We start from the raw sequence: 14244 nt of genomic DNA, 5'->3' as shown, positions 1-14244 counted from the left end.
TATCTATTATTTATCTAAATGTAACAAAGTATTAACTAAATCACTGGCATTTACAACATAAACACCGCCAACCTCATTGCTAGGAATATCGACATTACCTTTTGTAAAACAAAGCAGTGCAGTCACCCACCGCGCACTTTTTAAGTGTTTTACTTCTGTTGCTTGACCTTTAACTTTGCGTATCAAATCGCCTTCGTTAAAATCAAAGGTATTTCTGCCGTAGCGTTTACGCAGACGACGACTTTCGTAAACTTTAGTGCCGCTATGGGATTTAACATCGACTACATACCAGTTATTTTGAGGAGAATGCAGCACCACATCTGCATCTCCCCATCTCCTAATTCGGAGGTTGTATTCTACTTGCCATCCTCGATGTTCCAAAGGGCACAATAATATAGCTACTTCAGTTTCGGCTGTAGCACCACGTTGAGCATCACCCGCTCTTTTCATTAAGTGTTGCCCATTACTATACAGGTAGTATGAGCCTACCAATGCCCCCAGCGAGAGCAACATCCCCACAAAAGAAGTACTGAATATACTGAATAACAGTACTGTTCCCATTAAAACAAGCACTGCAAAAGCATAACTCAGCATTGCAGACTGGCGACGCTCCTTAACCAATTTACGGATTTGTTCTCCTGGCTGTTTTGTTCGTGGTGGCAATTTTTTGTAGTTAATGCTGTTATGTAAAGACTGGAACTCTGAAAAAAGAGGATACCATGAGCCGATCGCAATTTGCAGAGATCACAGACAGTTCCATATCGCAAATGCGTGTATATTGTGGAAGTACGTGAAAAACTGCCAAGAAGTGTAAAAACCAAATTTACCCACACATACATCAAAACTCTTGTTAAAATCCAAATAATTTTAAGTTAATATTCATACCCAACTCCTATGAGAGAAACTGTCCTAGAGGTTCGCAATCTCCAAGTTGAATTTCCCGGTGATGGCAACATTAACAGAGCTTTGGATGGTATTTCCATTGCGCTGCGTCGAGGTGAAACTCTAGGAATAGTAGGAGAATCGGGGAGTGGTAAATCAGTGACAGCCTTAGCTGTGATGGGTTTGTTGCAGACTCCTGGTATAGTTACTGGCGGTGAAATCTGGTTTCGTCCGCAGGAGAATGGCAACCCCATCGATTTGGTAACATTGCCTCGTGAACAAATGCAGTTACACCGGGGTGGTGACATCGCCATGATTTTTCAAGAACCGATGAGTTCGCTTAATCCGGTTTATAACATCGGGTTTCAGCTAACAGAAGCGATTATGCGGCATCAAAATGTCTCAGCAGCCCAAGCACGACAAATTGCGATCGCAGGTCTGCAAGAGGTAAAACTTTTACCTAACGATGAAGAGATCCAACAGCAGTATATCGAAAATTGGCATCAAAACAACGCCAATTCATCGAAACCAGATCCATCAAAGTTGGCACAGTTGGTTAAAGAACACAAAGAAGCCATGCTGGAACGCTACCCTCATCAACTTTCTGGGGGTCAGTTGCAACGGGTGATGATTGCAATGGCAATTTCTTGTAACCCATTAATTTTAATTGCCGATGAACCAACGACAGCTTTGGATGTTACCGTACAAGCGACTATTTTGGACTTGTTGCGAGAATTGCAGCAAAGCCGTGATATGGCAATGATTTTCATCACCCACGATTTGGGGCTTATTTCAGAAATTGCTGACCAAATAGCGGTGATGTATAAAGGTAAAGTTGTCGAATCTGGTACTTCTCGGCAAATTTTCAGCAATCCCCAGCATCCATATACTAAAGGTTTGATAGCTTGTCGCCCCACACTCAACCGTCGTCCCCAAAAATTACTTACCGTTTCTGACTATATGAGTGCAGAAGAGACACCCACGGGACAAGTAGTAATTCAGCCAAAAGAACCCGCACAACCCACAGAAGTCACTACTGAAGAAATTGCTGAAAGATTGGCAAACTTCAATGAAAAGGAACCCCTACTGCAAATCCGTAACCTAAAAGTTGGTTTTCCGGTGCGCGGGGTGTTTGGTGGGACAAAACGCTACAATATGGCAGTTAATGGCGTTTCCTTTGATGTCAAACCAGGGGAAACTCTAGGATTGGTGGGAGAATCTGGTTGCGGTAAAACTACCCTTGGCAGAACCTTGCTGCGATTAATTGAACCGATGAGTGGTCAGATTATCTTTGAGAAACAAGATATTACTAGCCTCAAAGGAGAACGGTTGCAAAAACTGCGGCGGGAAATGCAAATAGTCTTCCAAAATCCTTTTAGTTCCCTCGATCCTCGGATGAAGGTTGGGGACGCGGTAATGGAACCGTTGTTAATTCACGCTGTTGGGAAAACAAAACAACAACGACGCCAGCGAGTAGTCGAACTCTTAGAACGGGTGGGGTTGAGTGCAGATGCGATTAACCGCTATCCTCATCAGTTTTCTGGCGGTCAACGCCAACGGATTTGCATAGCTCGTTCTTTGGCATTGAATCCTAAGTTTATCATCTGCGATGAATCAGTTTCAGCGTTGGATGTTTCAGTACAGGCGCAGGTATTAAATCTTCTCAAAGAATTACAGTCAGCCTTTGAGCTTACTTATATTTTTATTTCTCACGATTTAAGTGTAGTGAAATTTATGAGCGATCGCATTTTAGTTATGAATCGCGGTCAAATTGTTGAAGAAGGTACAGCCGAAAGCATTTACCAACAACCCAAAGAGGAATACACACAAAAATTAATTGCTGCGATTCCTACTGGTAGTGCTGAACGTGTACGAAGTCGTCATCAGAAAGCTTTATAGAAAGGGCGGTTAGAAACCAATACAGATCAGTTAAGTATTTCTTTCTTCTTAGGACTTACGCACAAAAGATCCCCCAACCCCTTAAAAAGGCAGGGCTATTTCATTCCCTAAAAGGCTCTGATTTACAAGCGTTTCAAGCAAAAAAGTCAGGTGACTAAAAAATCTGATTGGCCAAGAAAATCGTGATGCCTTCGGCAAGGCTTCTCTACGAGAGGCTACGCCAACGCCAACGCACTGAAATTTACTCGTTGAGGTGGTAGCTTTTCGATGACCAAATCAAGCAAATTTCTGACTCATACTCTTGACAAAATATCTAAGAGATCGAATGAAACAGCCCTGCCTTGCTAAGGGGAGGGGTTCTTTTATTATGGGTAATTTGGCGGACATGATATTAATTAAGCATTAACTTCCGAGTTCAAAGGCTCAACTTCCAAGTTCAAAGGCTCAACTGCCGAGTTCAAAGGCTCATAAATCGCGTCTACATAGGCAAAACCCACCTCTGTGGGTTATAAAATTCTTTTCAACAGATATTTGTGCAAACAAAATTAATTATATCTGCAAGTCCAGACTGAGTTTTCAAATTAGTAAAAATAAAAGGTTTATCACCGCGCATTTTTTTAGCATCTCGTTCCATCACACTTAAATCTGCACCGACATACGGCGCTAGGTCAGTTTTGTTAATCACTAACAAATCAGATTTAGTGATACCGGGGCCACCTTTGCGGGGAATTTTATCACCAGCCGCAACATCAATGACGTAAATTGTTAAATCCACCAATTCTGGACTAAAGGTAGCAGCCAAATTATCACCGCCACTTTCCAAAAATACTAAATCCAAATCGATAAAACGTTCTTCTAATTGTTCAATTGCTGCTAAATTCATCGAAGCATCTTCGCGGATAGCAGTGTGAGGACAACCACCAGTCTCTACACCCAAAATGCGATCGCTAGCCAACGCCTGAGAACGCACTAAAAACTGAGCATCTTCCTGAGTATAAATATCATTCGTCACCACCGCAATCTGATACTGCTCACGCAATCCCTTACACAAAGCATCCACCAAAGCCGTCTTCCCCGAACCCACCGGGCCAGCAACCCCTATTCTAAATGCATTCATAAGTCATACCATTTTAGATTTTAGATTTTAGATTTTAGATTTTAGATTTTAGATTGTTTAACAGGACTTATAAACAAATAAATAATGGAAAATCAAACCGCAGAGGCGCAGAGGACACGGAGGAATAAAAGTTTGAGGGTTTTTACGTAATATCAAGTTCGGATAATCACTTATAATTAAGATGCCCTTATTTTTGGCCGCCAGCGGTAGCAAGTTAGACCAGAGATTAAACCAATTCGCAATTCGCAATGACGCTCGTTCGCCCTTGGCGTCTAGTTCGTCCATGCTCCAAACCTCAATTTCAGCGTTTGGATATCGAGCTTGAAGAAATTTCAGCAACAAAATTCAGTTTTTTTTCCAATTTTCTTGCTCAAGGCGATCGCTCATATCATGTCCGCCTAATTAGTTATAATTTCCACATCTGTGCAAAAACCTGAAAACTCTTTCTCCCCCTGCTCCCTTGCAGTCTTAATGATAAGTCTTTCACCGGACACGATATTACACTTTAAACTTTAGCGATCGCAAAACTTTTCGGTCTACTGAAATTGGTATAACTTTTTAGTCTTAAAATCGCTTAACCTGGTGGGGCTGCTTCTTCAAAGGGACGGATAATTGCCGGGGCTGGTGTAACTTCTGGTTTAAAGATTCCCTGCAAGGCTTGTTCTAAGGTTTGCGCCATCACAATCCGGTTTTCGTAAGCCACTACTACCCGTACCAAGGTTGGCAGACTATTCTGTGTGGCTTCTAGATAGATTGGCTCGACATACAGCAGCGATTGCTCAATGGGAATTACTAGTAGATTACCTTGAATAGCTCTCGAACCCTGGCGATTCCACAAGGAAATTTGCTGAGAAATTACTGGGTCTTGGTTAATCCGCGCCTCGATTTGCTCTGTTCCGTAAATCAGGCGTTCTTTAGGAAAGACATATAACACCAACTTACCGTAGTTTTTGCCATCCGATCGCGCTGCTAACCAAGCAATTAAATTAGTCCGTTGTTTGGGAGTATAGGGTAAAAACAGAAGAAATTCTTCAAAGTCTACGGTGGGTAAACTAGTAATCAAATAATACGGCTCTACTGGACGGGGTTCACTACCATAGATTTCATTCGGAATTTGCCATTGGTCTTCCCGGTTGTAAAATACTTGGGGGTCGGTCATGTGGTACGTCATCAACCGCTCAGATTGAATTTTGAAAAAGTCCTCTGGATATCGGGTATGACTGCGGAGATTGACTGGCATTGTACTGAGTGGTTTGAACATATCGGGAAATATCGCTGACCAAGTGGTAATGATTGGATCGCTTTGATCGGCAATGTAAAACTTCACAGTGCCGTGATAGGCATCAATCACTACTTTGATAGAATTGCGAATGTAGTTGATACCATCGCTACCAGTGTCTGAATAGGGATAGCGATCGCTCGTTGTGTAAGCATCTACAATCCAGTAAAGATAACTGGGATTACTTGGCAAATCTTGATTAGCAGCAGCAGCCACTAAATAAGGGTCGCTGTCAAATTTTAGGAAGGGTGCGATCGCTTGAATTCTTTGCTTGACATTTCGTCGCAGTAGCACTTTTGTATCTGGCAAAAAGTCCCGCGTCAGCACCATCTGCCAATCTTTCAAATACATCGCAAATAGCCACCGTCGCCATACCGAACCGATTTCAACACCACCTAGACCCTCGTAAGAGTTGTAAACATTATCACTACCGCTAGGATAGTCTAGCTCTCTAACTCTTGTGCCAGTCATTACATAACTATTAGTAATCTCACCGTAATAAATCCGGGGTTGCCCAATCGGAATACTTTGACGAACGGCTTCATTAGAAGTTGTGAGGGCGCTACTATTACCGCTAATATCTTTAACAAAATATTCTGGTAGCCCACCCGGCCCAACTGTATTAACTGGACTAACAGTAAACCCGAAACCGTGGGTATAAATTAAATGGCGATTAACCCATGTTTGAGCTTCCTGTGGTACGGCACTGTAATCTAATTCTCGTGCGGCAATCAGTACCTGCCGCCGTTCTGTTGATTCAACTGCTTGCTGTTGCGTGAGTGGCGGCTTTTGGGGGTCAGGTGGTCGAGGTGAAGGTTCATCTGTTTTGAGAGTATATCGATCGATATCGGCATCGGGGAACTGATAATACGGGCGAATTTGTTGCAATTGACGGTTAGTTTCTAACAGTGGTCGCTCATCCCACAGGCGAATATTCCGAATTGTCGAGTCATTCTTTTGAATATCAGCTTCAGTCAATGTTCCTTGCGGGTTGAAGCTTCTAGAATCCATCGCCTCTAAATCGAATGCTTGGCGAGTTAAGGCGATAGTCCGTTGAATGTAGGGTTGCTCTCGTTGCAACTCATTAGGTTGAACAATTAAATATTGCACCACAGTAGGTAAAACAACATCAGCAGCTACAACTAATACTAGATAAACTCCTAACCCGTAAAATACAAAGCGACGATACTGAGATTTGGGTTTCCAGAAAAACGTTCGCCAAAGTAGATAAAAGGCGATCGCAACTGCCACAATGCCCAAAACGGTGTAAGCTGGCAACTGGGCTGTCACATCGGTATAGCTAGCACCATAACTAACTCCACGGCTAGAATACACGAGTTCATAGCGACTTAGCCCATAACTCAAAGCTACTACCAGCATCAACAAGCCAGCCATAGCGAATAAATGACGCTGTTGCTGGGGCGAAAAACCAGGGAAAATTCCTTGACTTAAACTATCTGCCGACAAGAGATAAGTGAGGGTAACGGCGACGAAGCCATACAAACATAATCCCATCAGCCAGAGTTCTAACAGTTCCCAAAAGGGTAAGGAAAATACATAAAAGCTGATATCTTGACCAAATAAAGGCTCAGTGCTGTTGAAAAGGGTGGGGTGGAAATATTGCAGTACCTTGGGCCAGTGTCGGAATATGATGAAGGCAAAAATGGGACTGGAGAGAATTGCGATCGCAGTGAGTAAAAATTGAGGATAGATTAAGATGGCGATCGCTACTCCCCCAATTAAACCGAGATACCAGACTTGAGAGACAATCTGCCTCAAGAGTTGCCAGATTGTCTCCGGTCGGAATAGGGCGGGAACAGGTAGAATAGCCTGATTAACTGGAGAATGCCAGTAGAAAAGAGCAATTTGACCATAGTGAGCCAGCATTAACCCAATCAACAAGCTTAGAACCACAGTTAAGGGTAATAACCAGCGCAATTTTAATGATTGAAAACGTTGTGGCCCAAATATCGGGGTTTCGTTGCGTCTTGGATAATTAGGACTGAGAAAATTTGTTAATTCACTGTTGAGTTCTGCTTGCTCAATCTTTAGAGACTGGGAATATTTTAGCCGTTGTGCTAAAGCCAGGTTTAGTAGTAGATAGGCAGCAGTTATTCCAGCCACGACTAGCCACAAAATACCACGAGTCAGCAGCCTCAACAAAAATACTTGGAGATAGCCGACTTCCCGAAACCAAAAAATTTCTGCTCCCAGACGAGAACCCAGATCCAGGAGTAGCCACAGCCCAAAGAATACAATTAATAGTCTAAAGCCCCATTTCCAATACATTGATATGTAATTTTATCCCCCTAAAAGGCTTTGGGAAGTCCAGCTTGTTTCAAAACTCCGTTAGCGGTATGGCGTGACTTGATGGTTCCGTCTACAACAAACCGATGATCTGTGATTGGACTGTACCAGATTTCATGATCTCCTTTGCCTTGCCGTTCAAAGTAGCACCCAACTTCTGAAAGCATCTTTTTCAACTCAGGAGTAAACGACGCACCCATCTATGAAGCCACCTTAATCAACTCTTGTCGATGGCTGGTTAACTCAAAGGTGATAGAACCCACATAGTCAGGAGGGACAATTTTATTCAAAATGATCAGTTCTGGAATTATTTCTCGCAGCTTTTGCGTCAGAACCTCAATCGTAGAAGCTTCTGTTACCAATCCAGGTACGTCATCACTAGTTGCTACCCAAACTTCTGCATCTGAATCCCAAAATGCTTCAATTTTATACGTGATTTGTGTCATCAGCGGTTTAAAGTAGGAAGAGGTTTGATAATTAATTACTTGATTTGCGGACGGGCATCTTGTCCATCCCAACAGACTAAGGTAGGTGTAGCTATGCTTTTAGTCTGGTAAGCATTTTTGACACCAACCCAGTTACTAGCAATTGGCATTCGCCAACCGGTTCCGAAGGCGCGATCGGTGATTTTTAAGCCAGGGGGTGCTTGTCGCCGTTTAAATTCAGCCCGCGCCACCATTTGAATTACTCTGTCTACAATCACCGCATCGTAACCGGCTGCAACAATTTGGGCTGCTGATTGGTGATTGTGAATCAGGCGTTGCAAAATATCGTCCAAAATTTCGTAAGGCGGTAGAGAGTCTTGATCTACTTGGCCTGGTTTGAGTTCGGCGCTGGGTGCTTTAGTCAAGACGTTTGCCGGGATGATTTCATTATTGCGATTTAACCAATGGCAAAGTGAATACACACGGGTTTTAGGTACATCTGCAATCACTGCTAATCCGCCGTTCATATCGCCGTAGAGAGTGCAGTAACCAACTGCCATTTCTGACTTGTTACCAGTAGATAAAAGCAGATAGCCAAATTTATTTGCGATCGCCATTAACAAATTACCGCGAATCCGAGATTGGATATTCTCTTCAGCCAGTCCAAACTCTGTACCCGCAAACAAATCATCTAAAGTACGATCGAAGCCTTGCATTAACTCGCCAATTGGTAAAAGATTAGTCTTAATCCCCAAATTTTCAGCTAATGCCACAGCATCACTGATGGAATGCTCAGAACTGTAAGGGGAAGGCATGAGAACACCGAGGACATTTTCCTTACCAAGTGCAGCGGTGGCGATCGCTGCTACTATTGCAGAGTCAATCCCGCCACTTAAACCCAACACTACTTTAGAAAAGCGGCACTTACGAGCATAATCTCGCACTCCCAAAACCAACGCTTGCCAAATTTCTTGATCTTCTGATTCATAGACAGGTGCTACAGAACCTAATTGAAAATCCCTTTGTATCTCGTCAAATTCAACAACTACTAAATCGGTGTCAAAACCACGAGCGCGAGACATAATTTCACCTTGACGATTTAAGACAAAACTATGTCCATCAAAAATTAGGTCATCATTTCCGCCAACCTGATTAGCGTAAATCATCGGTTGTTGAAAACGTATTGCACTATGCCTGAGCATGATTTCGCGGAACTGCTGCTTGCCTACAGTGTAGGGCGAAGCAGACAAATTTACAATCAAATCTACACCCAAAATTGCTAAGTCAGCAATCGGATTCACTGTATAACTACGTTTGCCCCAAAATTCCTCATCGTTCCATAAATCTTCGCAAATAGTTACGCCAATATGGATATTATCGAGAGTGAAATAATTAGCTTGCAAGCCTTCTTCAAAATAGCGGCGTTCATCAAAGACATCGTAAGTAGGCAAAAGTCGCTTGTGAAAAACTTGCTTAACCTGGCCATTCTCTAACAAAGCCATGCTGTTAAATAAAGTTTTACCGCCACTAATATGTGCTTTGATATTCGGTTCAACAGTTCCTACCAATACAGCTAAATTTGGTGGTAAATCCTGAGCCAAGTTTTGTAAAGTGATGCCCATCGCTTCCACAAAACTAGGATTTAGTAATAAATCTCTTGGCGGATAGCCACATAAAGAAAGTTCTGGTGTCAACAACAAACGCGCACCGCTAGATGCTGCTCGTTGTGCCGCCTCCAGGATTTTTTGGGCATTTAAAAGCAAATCACCAATTGTCGGATTAATTTGAGCGATCGCAATTTTCATATTATTTGTCATTTGTCATTTGTCATTTGTCATTTGTCATTTGTCATTTGTCATTTGTCAAGAGTCATTGGTAAATGTTCAAATAACTTACTCTGGACTTGAGACTTTTAACAAATTCGGTGGGTTTAAGTCCCCCGGTTCTATAACCAATAAGTTTTGTGGTGGGGTCTAAATCCCCATTACAAAACTTAATTGCGAATTGCGTTAGCGCAGCGTAAAGCCTTCGGCATGGCTTCGCTTAGAGCGAGTCCGCGTTCGCGCAGCGTCTCGTAGAGAGCGTCATTGCGAATTGCGAATTGGTTTAACTCTGGACTTTGGGTAACAATTGATTAAATAAACACCAAGGGTTTATCTTTTAAGGGAGCAAAAGCTTCGGCGTCAAACTTATACAAACTAGCTGGACGACCAGCGCCCCGTGATACTTTAATTCCGGTATCGCATAAAAAACCTAACTTGAGTAGACGCGCTCGAAAATTAGAATAATCGGAAAAATTGTCACCTAAAACTGTGGCGTATAACTGATATAAATCATTCAAGGTGAACATTTCTGGCAAGACTTCAAAAGCCACTGGGCTATACTCTAATTTATTTCGTAACCGCCTATGGCCATAAGCCAAAATTTCATTATGGTCAAAAGCTAATTGTGGCACTTGTTTGACTGGATACCAAGCAATGCCAGTCATGCGATCGGCAATTAATTCGGCTTCTTCAAATCGCACTAGGGCAAAGTAACTAACTGATAGATAACGCACACCATAACTATCAGTTGCTTCCCGTGGATCGCGATTCGGCCCGCCAAATGTATATAGTTGTTCTAAGTAGAGATTGTTGACCTTAATTTTCTCCGCCATAATGCGATAGGCGGCATCTTCTAAAGACTCTCCTGGACGTACCAAAGTACCGGGAAGACTCCAATGATTTAAAAATGGTTCTTGCTGTCGCATTACTAGTAGAACTAACAGCCGATTTTGTACAGTATCTACAGAAAAAATTACATTATCAACACCAACCTTGAAATCGGCCAAAGGTTGTTGGTTTAACGGAGTTGGTATCTTTTTTGGTGAACGTCCTGGCATTCGTACAAATGCTCTCGATTAATATAGGCAACTACACGGGCTGTGAGGGCTTGGGGATCTCCATGTTCGCGGTACGCTGTTGAGGAAACATCTAGACCGGTCAGACTAGCGATCGCAATCTTCCCTCCCAACTTTTGCACTACCTCTGAACTAGATTCATCTATTGCATATCCCGGTCGCGGTACAATCAGTAGTTGCACTTCCTGTAACAAATCTTCAATGCGATACCAACGTGGTAGCTGACTCAGTAAATCTGAACCAATAATCAACGTCAATTCAGCATCCTCACCCCAAGTAAGTTTGGCTTTTTCTACTGTTTCCAGCGTTCTGAAGCTACTTAATTCTTGTTCCAAAGCAATATTATGCCGTGGCGCGTCTATATCCGCAATCAACAGTCGCAGCATTGCCGCCCGATGTTCTAAGGGTGTTTGATGAGACTTAAATGGATTATCCGCCGCCCAAACCGCTACCCAATCATAACGCTCAGACAACCAACTCAGAATTTTTTGATGTCCAGCAGTTGGCGGATCGGCACTAGTTCCAAACAAAGCAACTCTCATAATAATTCGTAATTCGTAATTCGTAGTTCGTAATTAAGAGATATCGAAAGATTAATTATTACCTCTGTGTACTCAGCGCCTCTGCGGTAGCCTGCGGCAAGCCGCTAGGGCGTCTACGTTGCTTAGTTTCTTCAGCCAACACCCGTAATCCCTCGGAAATTTCCACTTGCACCGAGACAGGATGATCCAAACGCCGTGTTTGTTGTGGCAAACTGGCAACTGAGGCGGCGGTACGCTGACGAATTGTTGCCAACGACTCCAAAGGCTGTATCCGTTCACCTTCTTGCACTACCAACTGCAACAAAGGTTCTTCTTCCACAGAACTTTCATCTAAAAGTCCCAACCTATCTGCTTTTACCTTACCTCCGGTAAACGAGCGAAAAATCTGCTTGCGCCCTGGATAAGTAACTTTACCACTCGCCTGCTTCATGACTGGGATACCATCAATGTCTACAAGTTTATAAACTCCATTTACGGGCGAACCTGTAACTAGTCGCGTTCCCAGTCCGTAACCATCAATTTGGGCGCCAGCAGCTTTTAATCTGGCAATTTCCCACTCATCCAAGTCGCCACTGGCAAAAATTGGCACACCGGGAAGGAGCGATCGCACCTGTTTTGATAAGGTAACTAAATCTCCTGAGTCCAATCTCACTCCTGTTAATTGCATTTCTCCGGAATTTACTTTTTCGGCCAAGCGCTGGGCAGCAGCAATGGTATCGTAAGTATCAATCAGCAATGGCGCACCCGGAAAATATCGATGAAATGCACTAAAAGCTTGTTCTTCAGTGCCTTCTATTGCTGACAATGCCATCACCAAGGCGTGTGCCATTGTACCACTTGGCTTTTGTCCCAGTTGTAGCGCTGCTAACACATTAGAAGTGGAATCTAATCCACCTGCCAACGCCGCCCGCGCCGCCCACAAAGACCCTTGAGGACTAAATGCTCGTCTTGTGCCAAATTCTAAAAGTGTTGCTGACTCCCCCGCTACATCCCGCAACCGGGCTGCTTTTGTGGCAATCAAAGTTTGGTAATTAATCGTATTTAGGAGGTAAGTTTCCACTAGTTGCGCTTGCCAAAGGGGTGCTTCTACTCGCAACAGTGGTTGATTGGCAAACACAGCTGTCCCTTCTGGTACTGCCCAAACATCACCCGTAAATTTTCCCTCAGCTAAAAGTGACCAAAAGCGATCGCCAGCATGAGCAAAAATTCCTGTTGCTTGTAATGCCGCAATCTGCGCGGAACTAAAGCGGATTTTGGCTAAATATTCTAATGCCTGCGTTAGCCCCATTGCAATTAAATAACCAAAACCCTCTGGCAATCGCCTGACAGACAATTCAAAGCTTGCCCGTCGTTGTTCTATACCTTCGCCTGTGTAACAAGCTGCCATCGTCAACTGGTAAAGGTCGGTCAGCAAGCTGTAGTCATCGGCAGATAGGTTTAGTTCCTGGTTCTGCTGGCTTTGCTGTTTATGTACGTAGTCCAAATCTGCCAAAGTTGTCATGCAAGAGCTTCCTTACAAGATGCTTCTGCTATTTATGGTAATATTTACCATAAATAATGTCAACTATCGGCAAGTATATTTTCTGAAATTGCCGTATCACAGTAGATTTATCGGCAAATTAATACTAACTTTATAAAATATTTAACATTTTTTAATAGTAATAGCTAGCAATAATGTTAATGGGATAAGGCGGCTAATGAAAAGAAATAATATCCTGTCAGGCAAGTTTATTTACGAGTTTCTTTCCCAGACTGGGGTTGAAAAAACGGCTAAGTTACAATTAGAATTAATAAGAAAAATTTGGCTTTCTGACAAGCTAAAGTATTGCGAAGTTATCTGAATAAACATTGCATATAATCTCAATATATTGAGAACACAAGCCACCAAAGAATATCAGCATTAAAGTAATAGGTATCACTTATATAGCGACTCGAAAATAAGGAGTCAAATATCATGGCTATTTCCAACATCATTGCGAACATAACCAAGTATATTTCTGAAGCTGCAATGCGGATTTTTGGGCCTAATGATGACGCTTATCCTGCTACAGGCGTACAACCTTTTACAGGTGAACCTTACGATAAGCGTAAAGATGATAATAATTAGGTGCTGAATATAAAAATCTCTGCTGAAACCTGTCTTTGCAGATTAACAAACTCTTGATTTTGCATTAGTCCACAAAAGTGGACTTCTGTTGTGTAGTAGAGAATTAGATTCGCCCAATACCCCAATACTTTTAAAACATTCTCTGATAATATTTACTTGTTTTTTATCGGCATTGTAATCTGAAAAAGTAAATTTTCTAGCAACTTTCTCAGACTAGTTTAGTAGTTTTACGGGATACCTTTTTTGCTTTTCAGACATCCTCTCATCTGGCTTGATTTGCGTAACCAAGGCTACTTTGGGTCTAAAATTAAACGTTTGTTTTGTCTATTCTAGACATTTAATTACATACCAAGAGAGTGAAAGTTCATGAAAGCACAACTTTTTAAATTTTTGGGTTTACCTTGTGCTTTAGTTATGCTAGGCAATACACCATCTCTGGCTGCAAGTGCATCTGGTACAATTAGTGAATATCATCTAAATAGTCAGGTAGCACAAAGGGGTGTATGTATTAAAATGAACCCTACATTACCAACTGCTAGCGGTTGGCTATGTTTGTGGAAGGATAATGCTTTGTACCAAGAAGTTACTAATTTACTTCTTGAGGGTTATTCATCAGGAAAAACCTGTTCGATTACTTGGAGTACTTCTCGCGGCGGTTATGCAGCTATTGATTATATAAGCTGCTACTAATTAAGCGTTTTCACAGTTGAAAGCAAATACAGACTTTGAGGATTTCAACGGTGGATTAACATCTGTCATGTCGGTTTCCACGTCGGTTAAGACGTAC

Annotated in this window: 13 protein-coding genes; 4 read left to right on the top strand and 9 right to left on the bottom strand. The window is 42.5% G+C overall.

Going from position 1 to position 14244, the window contains the following annotated elements; all coding sequences use genetic code 11:
• Window positions 1-6 precede the first annotated feature (6 nt).
• A complete protein-coding gene (locus RMY63_RS00255; RefSeq protein ID WP_322726762.1) occupies window positions 7-663 on the bottom strand; it encodes an NERD domain-containing protein in 657 nt (218 codons plus the stop codon).
• Between the two features lie 231 nt (window positions 664-894).
• On the opposite strand from RMY63_RS00255, the gene RMY63_RS00250 reads away from it, so the two are divergent.
• Window positions 895-2781, top strand: coding sequence for an ABC transporter ATP-binding protein (locus tag RMY63_RS00250; protein ID WP_322726761.1), 1887 nt, complete (start codon window positions 895-897; stop codon window positions 2779-2781).
• Window positions 2782-3301: 520 nt separating this feature from the next.
• On the opposite strand, the gene ureG is transcribed toward RMY63_RS00250, so the two are convergent.
• The gene (ureG, locus tag RMY63_RS00245; RefSeq protein WP_322726760.1) at window positions 3302-3898 is read right to left on the bottom strand and encodes an urease accessory protein UreG; all 597 of its coding nucleotides are present in this window, start codon (window positions 3896-3898) and stop codon (window positions 3302-3304) included.
• Between the two features lie 248 nt (window positions 3899-4146).
• On the opposite strand from ureG, the gene RMY63_RS00240 reads away from it, so the two are divergent.
• Complete coding sequence (locus tag RMY63_RS00240) at window positions 4147-4335, top strand: hypothetical protein (RefSeq protein WP_322726759.1); 189 nt, start codon at window positions 4147-4149, stop codon at window positions 4333-4335.
• A gap of 137 nt (window positions 4336-4472) precedes the next feature.
• Here RMY63_RS00240 and RMY63_RS00235 read toward each other — a convergent pair whose 3' ends face one another.
• From RMY63_RS00235 to RMY63_RS00205, 7 genes are all read right to left on the bottom strand, one after another.
• Window positions 4473-7466: a UPF0182 family protein gene (locus tag RMY63_RS00235; protein WP_322726758.1), complete on the bottom strand. Its 2994-nt coding sequence runs from the start codon at window positions 7464-7466 to the stop codon at window positions 4473-4475.
• A gap of 20 nt (window positions 7467-7486) precedes the next feature.
• Complete coding sequence (locus tag RMY63_RS00230; protein WP_322726757.1) at window positions 7487-7684, bottom strand: type II toxin-antitoxin system HicA family toxin; 198 nt, start codon at window positions 7682-7684, stop codon at window positions 7487-7489.
• A complete protein-coding gene (locus RMY63_RS00225) occupies window positions 7685-7930 on the bottom strand; it encodes a DUF1902 domain-containing protein (RefSeq protein WP_322726756.1) in 246 nt (81 codons plus the stop codon).
• A gap of 35 nt (window positions 7931-7965) precedes the next feature.
• Complete coding sequence (locus RMY63_RS00220; protein ID WP_322727031.1) at window positions 7966-9714, bottom strand: NAD+ synthase; 1749 nt, start codon at window positions 9712-9714, stop codon at window positions 7966-7968.
• Window positions 9715-10043: 329 nt separating this feature from the next.
• On the bottom strand, window positions 10044-10790 hold the full coding sequence (locus RMY63_RS00215) for an NUDIX hydrolase (RefSeq protein ID WP_163929288.1): 747 nt from the start codon (window positions 10788-10790) through the stop codon (window positions 10044-10046).
• The gene (locus RMY63_RS00210) at window positions 10751-11350 is read right to left on the bottom strand and encodes a nicotinate-nucleotide adenylyltransferase (RefSeq protein ID WP_322726755.1); all 600 of its coding nucleotides are present in this window, start codon (window positions 11348-11350) and stop codon (window positions 10751-10753) included. The genes RMY63_RS00215 and RMY63_RS00210 overlap by 40 nt, the downstream gene beginning before the upstream one ends.
• A gap of 58 nt (window positions 11351-11408) precedes the next feature.
• Entirely contained in the window at window positions 11409-12851 is a 1443-nt protein-coding gene (locus RMY63_RS00205) for a nicotinate phosphoribosyltransferase (protein WP_322726754.1), read from the bottom strand.
• A 453-nt stretch (window positions 12852-13304) separates the two neighbouring features.
• Here RMY63_RS00205 and RMY63_RS00200 point away from each other — a divergent pair, with 453 nt between their 5' ends.
• Both RMY63_RS00200 and RMY63_RS00195 read left to right on the top strand, forming a co-directional pair.
• Window positions 13305-13457, top strand: a complete 153-nt coding sequence (locus RMY63_RS00200) for a hypothetical protein (protein WP_167306193.1) — start codon at window positions 13305-13307, stop codon at window positions 13455-13457.
• A 366-nt stretch (window positions 13458-13823) separates the two neighbouring features.
• Entirely contained in the window at window positions 13824-14147 is a 324-nt protein-coding gene (locus RMY63_RS00195) for a hypothetical protein (protein ID WP_322726753.1), read from the top strand.
• Window positions 14148-14244 lie beyond the last annotated feature (97 nt).

Origin of the sequence: Nostoc sp. ChiQUE01b, assembly GCF_034531255.1 — a bacterium.
GTDB lineage: Bacteria > Cyanobacteriota > Cyanobacteriia > Cyanobacteriales > Nostocaceae > Nostoc.
The sequence above is the reverse complement of the archived record's forward strand: the minus strand, read 5'-3'. Positions and strand labels throughout refer to the sequence as shown.

What these genes read in the sequence shown, in the direction of transcription:
- RMY63_RS00250 (WP_322726761.1), top strand. Translation starts at nt 895, where the DNA reads ATGAGAGAAACTGTCCTAGAGGTTCGCAATCTCCAAGTTGAATTTCCC.
- ureG (WP_322726760.1), bottom strand. Translation starts at nt 3,898, where the DNA reads ATGAATGCATTTAGAATAGGGGTTGCTGGCCCGGTGGGTTCGGGGAAG.
- RMY63_RS00240 (WP_322726759.1), top strand. Translation starts at nt 4,147, where the DNA reads ATGACGCTCGTTCGCCCTTGGCGTCTAGTTCGTCCATGCTCCAAACCT.
- RMY63_RS00235 (WP_322726758.1), bottom strand. Translation starts at nt 7,466, where the DNA reads ATGTATTGGAAATGGGGCTTTAGACTATTAATTGTATTCTTTGGGCTG.
- RMY63_RS00230 (WP_322726757.1), bottom strand. Translation starts at nt 7,684, where the DNA reads ATGGGTGCGTCGTTTACTCCTGAGTTGAAAAAGATGCTTTCAGAAGTT.
- RMY63_RS00225 (WP_322726756.1), bottom strand. Translation starts at nt 7,930, where the DNA reads ATGACACAAATCACGTATAAAATTGAAGCATTTTGGGATTCAGATGCA.
- RMY63_RS00220 (WP_322727031.1), bottom strand. Translation starts at nt 9,714, where the DNA reads ATGAAAATTGCGATCGCTCAAATTAATCCGACAATTGGTGATTTGCTT.
- RMY63_RS00215 (WP_163929288.1), bottom strand. Translation starts at nt 10,790, where the DNA reads ATGCCAGGACGTTCACCAAAAAAGATACCAACTCCGTTAAACCAACAA.
- RMY63_RS00210 (WP_322726755.1), bottom strand. Translation starts at nt 11,350, where the DNA reads ATGAGAGTTGCTTTGTTTGGAACTAGTGCCGATCCGCCAACTGCTGGA.
- RMY63_RS00205 (WP_322726754.1), bottom strand. Translation starts at nt 12,851, where the DNA reads ATGACAACTTTGGCAGATTTGGACTACGTACATAAACAGCAAAGCCAG.
- RMY63_RS00200 (WP_167306193.1), top strand. Translation starts at nt 13,305, where the DNA reads ATGGCTATTTCCAACATCATTGCGAACATAACCAAGTATATTTCTGAA.
- RMY63_RS00195 (WP_322726753.1), top strand. Translation starts at nt 13,824, where the DNA reads ATGAAAGCACAACTTTTTAAATTTTTGGGTTTACCTTGTGCTTTAGTT.